This is a genomic window from Pedobacter sp. (assembly GCF_035566355.1).
GTDB lineage: Bacteria > Bacteroidota > Bacteroidia > Sphingobacteriales > Sphingobacteriaceae > Pedobacter.
Genome location: NZ_DATMRL010000121.1, coordinates 1 through 8,654 on the forward strand (window position 1 = coordinate 1; position 8,654 = coordinate 8,654).

The window sequence follows — 8,654 nt, forward strand, 5'->3', positions numbered from 1 at the left end:
GCACATTGTATAGCCATATAAGGCCCATGCTTGTCCCCTGGCCCAGGCAGACGCATCACTATAGCCTTGAGCGGTCACTTTTTGGCGAACATTTCCTGTTTCAATATCATAGTCTACCACATGCCAGGAACTGTAATCTGGTCTGAAATGATTTTTCATGGTGGTATTGGCATGCCTTACAGCTATTTTATAAAAAGAAGAGTCTCCTGTTAACCTGGTGGTCTCGAAAAGCAGTTCCAGGTTCATCATGTTGTCAATGATGACCGGATATTTCCATTTATCCGTATTGTGGTCCCAGGACTTGATTACCCCTGCTACCGGATTGAATCTCTTCGTCAGGGATTTTGCAGATTGAATGAGTACGGAACGGTAAGCCGTATCGCCGGTGAGGCGATAGCCGTTGCCAAAACTGCAGTACATCATAAAGCCCAGATCATGAGTTCCTGTATTGAACTGTTCCTTTCTTACTTTTTCGGTATATGTCCGCGCCAGTTCCATCCATTTAGGATCTTTACTGTACTGGTAAAAAAACCAAAGTTCTCCCGGGAAGAAACCACTTGTCCAGTCTCTGGAAACCACCATCACCAGTTGACCATGCTCTACCGTTCTTGGAGAAACCTGGTTCTTTTTGGCAGCAAGCGTATCTTTCTGTATCTCTTTTAACAGAACCTGTGTTTGCGCTTCTGCGTGTTTAAAGGCTTGACCTATATTTACTTTTTGTGCGTTAAGGGAGCCAAATGCAAGGCTTAAAGCCAGTGTGCCTATCCATTTTTTATTCATAATTGTGTATTGTTAATGTTAAAACCAAATTAAAGGGTGGCGGACGGGCAAATTCCTGATGACCTCTTCTACTCCCGGATCATGGTCCAGTTGCGCCCAGGTATGGAACCAGTTGCTTTGGCTGAACTTATTTGCACCAAATAACAAGAAAGGTTGTGCCACTGGCCAGTTTTCCCAATACATAACATCTGGAGATCGAGCCCATTTATCTTTGTCAGCAATAAATGGGTACAGATATTGTATCCCTTTCTCTATACTTTTACCATCGTTGGTCTGAAAATCCCAAAGGTTATCTTCTGGTGTAGAAAGGATTTGACAAAGCATCACCATAGCATCTAAATTGAAAATAGAATAGCCATAAGGTTTCGTACGGGCAAGTTCCAGAGGGAAGCTTCCATCCGTGGCCATTTGATTTGGGAGCAAGACAGTTTTGTATCTTAGGCGCAAAGAATCCATCATTGATTTGTCTCCGCAAAGTTTGGCAAAGGAGGCTACTTGCATAGCCCAACAGGTAGAGTGGTTATTTTTAATGTTTTTTTCCTGGAGACCCGGTTTACTGGTGTTCAGCCACAGGATGTACCGGGCAAACCATTCTTTGATTTTTGTTGCTTCTTTTTTTCCAAATAAGGACGATTTTTCCATCACCAGTATGCCCTGGGCTATCTCCATCAGATGAATCGTATCAATAATTCCATAATTGCGGCCTGTCTGTCTGCCTTTTACTGCCTGGGCATACATTAGATTGGGATTCATAAGGGTTTCAGGATCTATAAACCAGGCTTTAAGATGCCTTATGGCCTGCTGTACATATTGATCATCGCCGGTCATTTTGTAAGCGGAGGCAAGTGCTCCGATCAGTTTACTAAAACGAATCATTGCTTTGCGATGTTCCGTGAAATTATCTGGATTAGTGACTCCGTCCCGCTCTGTATAGGGGCCGTCCGGATCCTTGGGATTTGGCCAGAAGTAATCGGCTTCCGAAAAAAAGTCGTGCTTCCCTCCTGCACTTCTCGGCGATGAAACAGCAGTGACCGTAACTGGTTTCAGTGCCATAGCGGCTTCAGCTTCCTTTAATACTTGTTTCCGCAGTATTTGTTCTGCTTGTTGTTCGATGGACTGTCCAGAAGCAACGGAACTAAATCCGGTACAGATAAACAGGACAAAAGTCTTGGCGATCATTTTCTTTAACATCTTCTTTAGGTTATCTTAAATTATTTAATTGATCCTCCTTAAGGAAAGTGCATTGAGAACCGGCTTCCCCTTTTGAGGAATAAAGTCCAGAAAAATTCCTGTGCCATTGACCACATTGATCTTCAGACTTTTCTGAACAGCGGTTGCGTAGCCGTAATCCTCGCCCAGGTTTAAATTATTCAAAAAAGGCTTTCCGTTCACTTTAATATTAAAAATGCGCTGTTCCTGAATTTCCTTTTGATGGTTATTGTCGAGATTATAAGCCAGCGCTTCCTTATCCGGCCCTCCCATCAGCTCGGAAAAGAAAAGGGTCAGCTCATAGCTTCCGTCTGGTACATCCATTTTATAAGCACTAAGGCCTACCTGCTGTGTCTGGTAAATAGGGTCATGATCTGTACCCAGAATATTTTTATCGGATCCATAAGTCATACGATTATTTGTTCCTTTAAATGGCAAGCCTCCAATATAGCCCCATGAGCCTTTTCGATAGGCCTGATCGGGTATCCAGAGGGTATGCTCTTGCTCATCTATGAAATAACGTTCTGCTCCAAGCAGCACGTGCAGGGAAGTAAAATCAGCACTTCCGGTTATAGGATAAGGTAACAAGTTAAATCTGATCTCTGCGACATCTTCAATTCCAGGTTGCTCCGCATTCACCGCCCGAATCTGGTTCCATCCAGACTGAAAGGGCACTGACCAGGTGCAGAGGTGGTCTTTACTAAACTGAACACCGAGGCTTCTACCGTTCAAAAAGAGTTCTGCTGATGGAAAATTGGTCGCTATCTGAATCTGCTGTGTAGAAACCATAGCATTCGTAGAATCAGCAACTCCAGTTCTTTCGGTCCAGTTTCCGGATGCGATTTTAAGAAAGGGTTGTTTCAGCAAATAAGCCTGATACAAATAGTAAGTATCTTTTGGTTTACGGCTTGAAGTGAGTAAGCCTTTATTGTTGATATGAGGCATGGTTTCCTCTCTGGTTTCAGAATTAAAGTCAGCCAGATTCCAGACCATGGCGCCACTTACAAAAGAGCGGCTTAAGATGTCGTTGAGATAGATCTGGCTAAATTTCAACGCATATTCTACACTTTTATCAAACCGCACAGGAACAAAAGAACGGATCCTCGGATCTGCATCGGCGCCAAATTCTGTAACCATCACTGGTTTTTCCGGAAGCTCTTTCCTGTGTCTGTCCAGGAATTGCCCAAAGCCTTTAAGGTCACCACCGTACCAGCCCTGGTAAAGGTTCCAGCCAACAATCATAGGGATCTGAGTTAAGCCTACTTTAGTGTACCGGTCAAAATCTCCGTGAAAGGCCATCATGGTATAACGGGAAGGATCTTCTTTTCTGGTCAGATCCTCCATTGACTGGGCCAGTTCTCTGATGTGCTCAAAATACAGATGCTGACGGTCTTTATCCCCTGAGAATTTCGGTCTCAGTAATACTTCATTCATATAAGCCCAAACCACAACACTTGGATGATTGAAATTCTGACGGATCATCTCCAGCAGCATATTTTTACAATTTTCTGTGAAGGCGGGGCTCTCCGTAATGGCATTTACAACAGGAATTTCCACCGACGCCAGTATACCTAAACGGTCACAGGTCTGCAGGATCACCGGGTCTTGCGGATAGTGTGCGACCCTTAGAAAGTTGCCCCCCATTTGTTTGATCAATTCTACATCCCGGATTTGAAGGGATTCGGGAACGGCATTGCCTAATCCTTCATAATCCTGGTGGCGACTTGCACCCACTAATTTGAGCGGCTTTCCATTGAGAAAAAAGCCTTTTTCTGCATCAAATTTAAACCACCGGAAACCGAGTGAATTGGAAACCAGATCAAGCACGGTATGATCTTTTGCATCGAGAATCTGACTCGCAACCCTGTAGAGATAAGGATGTTCAGGAGACCATAAATTAGGCTGTTTTACCTCGGGAAGGTCTTGCACCATTGTCTTTTTTTCTCCGGAATGCAGATCAACCTTGGAACTCTTTGAAGAAATTGCCTTTCCCTGCTGGTCGTATACCGTGGTGATCAGCTCTATGCTTTTACTTTTTAAGGAAGCATTTTCCAAAAGGCTTTTCACCTGAACTGTTCCCTTTTCAGCGGATACAAGAGGTGTATTGATATAGATTCCTGCAGCACCATGATCTGCCAGAGAAAAATGTACGGGTTCGGTTATCAGCAGATCAACCTTGCGGTAAATACCCCCAAAAAATGTAAAATCTGCTGTTAACGGAGCAATATCTTCATTAAAACGATTGGTGACCTTTATTACAATTTCATTTTTAAAATCACCGTCAAACTTCAACAATTGATGCAATGGAACATTAAAACCTGTATAACCACCTGCGTGTTTCGCTGCAAGGGTGCCATTTACATAGACTTCGGTTTCCTGATTTGCGCCTTCAAAACAAAGAAAAATTTCTTTTTCTTTCCTATAGGGCTTTGTGCTGAGTTCCTTTTTATACCAGCCGAATCCTCTATAGTAACCAGGCTCATCATCCATAACATCCTTTGCATTCCAGGTATGCGGAAGCGTAATATTCTCCCAGGTTTTCTCGTCTTTACTGAAGGACCATTGCTCGTTAAAACCAATCTGGGTTCTGCCGGTAACAGGATTCTTTTCCTGGGAAAATGCTGCTCCGGCAAACAAAAAACACAAAAAAAACAGGAACTGCTTAAAATAACTCATATTTACCTTTATTCTAAATTAAAATCACTCTCGAGCCTAATCTGATCGGAAGCACCTCCAACCATCAATTTAAAAGAACCTGGTTCTGTAATCCAGCCCCTTTCACTTTTGTAAAAAGCCAGCATCTCTGGTGTAACAACAAATTTAATTGTTTTACTTTCGCCTGGCCCCAGCTCAACCTTATCAAAGCCTTTGAGTTCTTTAACGGGTCTTACTACAGAAGCTACTTTATCCTGAAGATACAACTGTACGACTTCTTCTCCTTTTCTTTTACCCGTATTGGTTAAGGTAAAGCTAACATTTAAATTTTCGCCATCTTTCAGGATTTCCTTATCTTTTCTTAAATCGGTATAACTGAAATCTGTATAACTCATACCAAAACCAAAAGCATAACGTGGAGTGTTTGGTGAATCTATATAGGCGGAACGATAATGGATGTCTCCTGCTTTCGCGACTGGTCTTCCGGTATTGGCATAATTGTAGAATAAAGGAATTTGGCCAACAGACCTGGGAAAGGTCATAGGCAGTTTGCCTGATGGATTGTAATCACCGGAAAGTACATCTGCAATGGCATGGCCGGCTTCTCCGCCCAACCAGAAAGTATAAACAATAGCATCTGCCTGGTCGGCAATCGTATTAAAAATCAAAGGTCTTCCACCCATAACCACCACAATGACTTTTTTACCCGTTTTTTTGATCTTTTGGAACAAAGCTTCCTGAACACCTGGCAATTCAATATTCGCTCTGGATTTTGCTTCTCCGGTCATATTTCCTGCTTCACCCAGTACCATCACGACCAGATCTGCATTTTGCGCAGTCTGAATGGCCTCATTAAATTTAGAAGTATCTGAAGTATTGATTTTGCAGCCTTCAGCGTAACTAAATTTTGTCGCACCAAAACGCTGTTTTAGCCCCTCCTCTACGCTGGTCATTTGTGAAGTATCTGCGTATACCGTCCAGGTACTTGCCAGGTCGGCTTTAGCTCTAACAAGTGGTCCAATAAGGGCTATTTTTTTCGCCTCCGCATACAAAGGCAATAGTTGATGTTCGTTTTTTAATAATACTATGGATTTATCTGCTATTGAACGGGCTATTGCTGCATGGGTTTTATCATTCATCACGATGTCTTCCCTTTTAAAATCTGAAAATTTGTAAGGATTTTCGAAAAGCCCCAATTCAAATTTCTTATACAGAATTCTTTTCACTGCATCATTTAGAAGATCTACAGATATCTTTCCGGTCTGAATCAATTTTTCTAATTCATTTTTATAGGCTTCACTTTCCATATCCATATCACTTCCGGCTGTTATGGCATAAGCAGCGGCTTCACTTAAATTTGCAGCAAAACCCCAGGGTATCATTTCTCTGATTGAACCCCAATCGCTCACGACAAAGCCTTTATAATTCCATTCTTTCTTTAAAATATTGCGTTGTAAAAATGTACTTGCGGTGGCAGGAATGCCATTTAGCGTATTAAAAGCATTCATAAATGTGGCGGCTCCAGCGTCTGCTGCTGCTTTAAAAGGCGGCAGGTAAATTTCTCTAAGCTGCTGTTCACTCATATCCACAGGATTATAATCTCTTCCGGCAATTGCTGCTCCATAGGCGGCAAAGTGTTTTACACAGGCCATGACAGCATCTGTAGCCCCCAATTGATCTCCCTGAAATCCTTTTACCCTGGCTCTGGCAATTGCAGATCCCAGGAAGGGATCTTCCCCTGCACCCTCCATTACTCTACCCCAGCGAGGGTCTCTGGTAATATCGACCATAGGTGCAAAGGTCCAGTGTATACCTGCAGCAGCGGCTTCTTTAGCGGCAATATGAGCAGATTGTCTGATGGCTTCCATGTCCCAGGATGCCGCCTCGGATAATGGGACCGGAAAAACAGTTTTATAGCCGTGAACTACATCCAGACTAAAAAGCAGCGGAATTTTCAATCGGGACTTTAAGGCTACACCTTGTATTTCCCGGGTATCCTTTACCCCTTTTACATTCAGCATGGAACCTACCATACCATTTTGAATATCGTTAAGTAAATAGGCTTTTCTATCGCTCGCCGGACCTGTGACTTCACGTCCGGAGTATTGATTGAGTTGTCCGATCTTTTCTTTTAAAGTCATCAGCTTTAAGAGAGAATCCACTCTGTCGCTGATGGCCTGCTTTTGTGCCTGAGCAGTAAATACCTGCAGGCATAAAAGACCTAGTAACCAATTATATCTTTTCATTTGTAAGTGTATTTTCTTGGTTGTTAAACCTTATTGGACAACGACCAAAATAAAACGTCCAGGCTGTTCATCACCCGGACGTTTTTGTAGCGTTATTCTATTTTATCGAGAGCGGGCACATTGGATTCATATCCGCTGTAACCTTTATTTTGATTGATATGACCACCCGTGTTAAATCTTTGAGCACTGGCTGGAATTGGCCACAGCACATGATATGGTGCAATGCGATATTTTACGCCCTGTAAGGTTGGAACCTGATTTTTATAAAAATCATTCTTTTCCATGATCCGGTCGTAAAAGAAGTTATTATCTGAAAAGGCCGCCAAGGTGTAACTCTTACCATTATAGGCTGATTTTCCCGTTAAGGCAAAAATATAGGCAATACGGGTTAATTCTGTTTTTCTTGGTTCTTCCCAATACAATTCCCTGGCCCTTTCATCCAATATGGTACCAATATTAATCTTGCTGGCATCGGTAAACAATTGTGCATTGGCACGCGCCCTAACCACATTAATATCACTCATCGCAAGTTCCAGGTTTCCTTTCCAGTAGTAAGCTTCTGCCCTTAACAAATAGGTCTCTGCAAGCCTGAATACATACCAGTCTGTATTTGTGCCACGAGGAGGCGTCCAGTAAGGGTCGTTAGCCAGGGTATTTGTAGAGTTAATAAATACTTTATAATGAGGCCACCCAAACCAATGTCTGATCGTATCTAAAGATCCATTGGTAAACATTTGTTTGATATTACCTGCATCATACTGAACCAGCGGTTTCCCATATAAATTCCTTTCTGCTTCTATTTTAGAAGTTTTTAATGCAGGATTGTTATATACCAAATCTGTCATATCCATCCACATTCCTTTAGCATGCCTGTAATCTGTATGGTCTGTCCAGATGTATTGGGTGCTGTACGGTGTCCCCCTGTATCTTCCAATACCACGTCCGTACATTCTGGTCAATGGAATCTCTGCAGTTACCGCATCTGTTATAGCGGTCCCTCCGTAAGGTGTTTTCAAATTCGCAAAATGCCAGGCTGGTACAGTATTGCGCATCAGCTGTGATCCATTAGGGGTAAATCCTTGAAACGCTTCTCTGTCAATCACCAGAAATAAAGCTTCGCGGTTGGAGGATATAGCTTTATTATCCATTCGGTGTAAATCCCAAACCACATTTTTAGTTGCATCCGAAGCTGTGCTTCCAAAACGTGCGGTCATCAAACCATACTTACTTCCATTGATCACGCTGGTTGCCGCAGCTATAGCCTCATCAAATTTTCCCAAGGCAAGATCTACTTTGGTCAGCAGATGACTTACAGCACCTTTTGTGACCTCACCCTTATTTACATTATCAGTTACCCAGGTCTGTGCAAATTCCAGATCTGATTTCATCTTAGCCAGGATAACCTCTCGTTTAGTGGAATAGAAATCTGTTCGTGGTGCATCCAGATCTTTTAATTGCAGGGGCACATCGCCAAACTGATGAACCAAACGGTAATAATAATAAGCGCGAAAGAAATAAGCTGAGCCGAGAATTGCATTCTTCTCAGCGTCCGAACTGTAAGTTGGTTTGTCGATATTGCTAATCACACTGTTCGCCTGCCGAATAGCTATAAATGAGTTGTCCCAGTACCAGCCTACTTTATTAAAGTCATCACTGTTCAAGTTTGCATCTGGAGTAATCCGGGTAACCAGGTCCTGGGCAGGTGTGCTTTTATCAGTTGTACCTTCAACAGCAACATCTGAAAAAATCGATTCTGTTAACATG

Annotated in this window: 5 protein-coding genes; all 5 read right to left on the reverse strand. The window is 42.6% G+C overall.

Features of this window, described 5'->3' with window-relative positions; genetic code table 11:
• A partial coding sequence (locus VNZ46_RS04690) for a glycoside hydrolase family 88 protein (protein WP_325558975.1) occupies positions 1-780 on the reverse strand: 780 nt, incomplete at its 3' end.
• Positions 781-798: 18 nt separating this feature from the next.
• Positions 799-1,971 carry an alginate lyase family protein gene (locus tag VNZ46_RS04695; RefSeq protein ID WP_325558976.1) on the reverse strand — a complete coding sequence of 391 codons (1,173 nt, stop codon included), beginning with the start codon at positions 1,969-1,971 and terminating at the stop codon, positions 799-801.
• A gap of 24 nt (positions 1,972-1,995) precedes the next feature.
• Positions 1,996-4,665, reverse strand: a complete 2,670-nt coding sequence (locus VNZ46_RS04700) for a glycoside hydrolase family 2 TIM barrel-domain containing protein (protein ID WP_325558977.1) — start codon at positions 4,663-4,665, stop codon at positions 1,996-1,998.
• 8 nt (positions 4,666-4,673) lie between these two features.
• Complete coding sequence (bglX, locus tag VNZ46_RS04705; RefSeq protein WP_325558978.1) at positions 4,674-6,890, reverse strand: beta-glucosidase BglX; 2,217 nt, start codon at positions 6,888-6,890, stop codon at positions 4,674-4,676.
• A gap of 92 nt (positions 6,891-6,982) precedes the next feature.
• Positions 6,983-8,654: RagB/SusD family nutrient uptake outer membrane protein (locus VNZ46_RS04710; RefSeq protein WP_325558979.1), on the reverse strand; the 1,672-nt coding region annotated here is incomplete at its 5' end.

Excerpts from the sequence above, each read along its gene's own strand:
- VNZ46_RS04695 (WP_325558976.1), bottom strand. The coding sequence starts at position 1,971 with ATGTTAAAGAAAATGATCGCCAAGACTTTTGTCCTGTTTATCTGTACC.
- VNZ46_RS04700 (WP_325558977.1), bottom strand. The coding sequence starts at position 4,665 with ATGAGTTATTTTAAGCAGTTCCTGTTTTTTTTGTGTTTTTTGTTTGCC.
- bglX (WP_325558978.1), bottom strand. The coding sequence starts at position 6,890 with ATGAAAAGATATAATTGGTTACTAGGTCTTTTATGCCTGCAGGTATTT.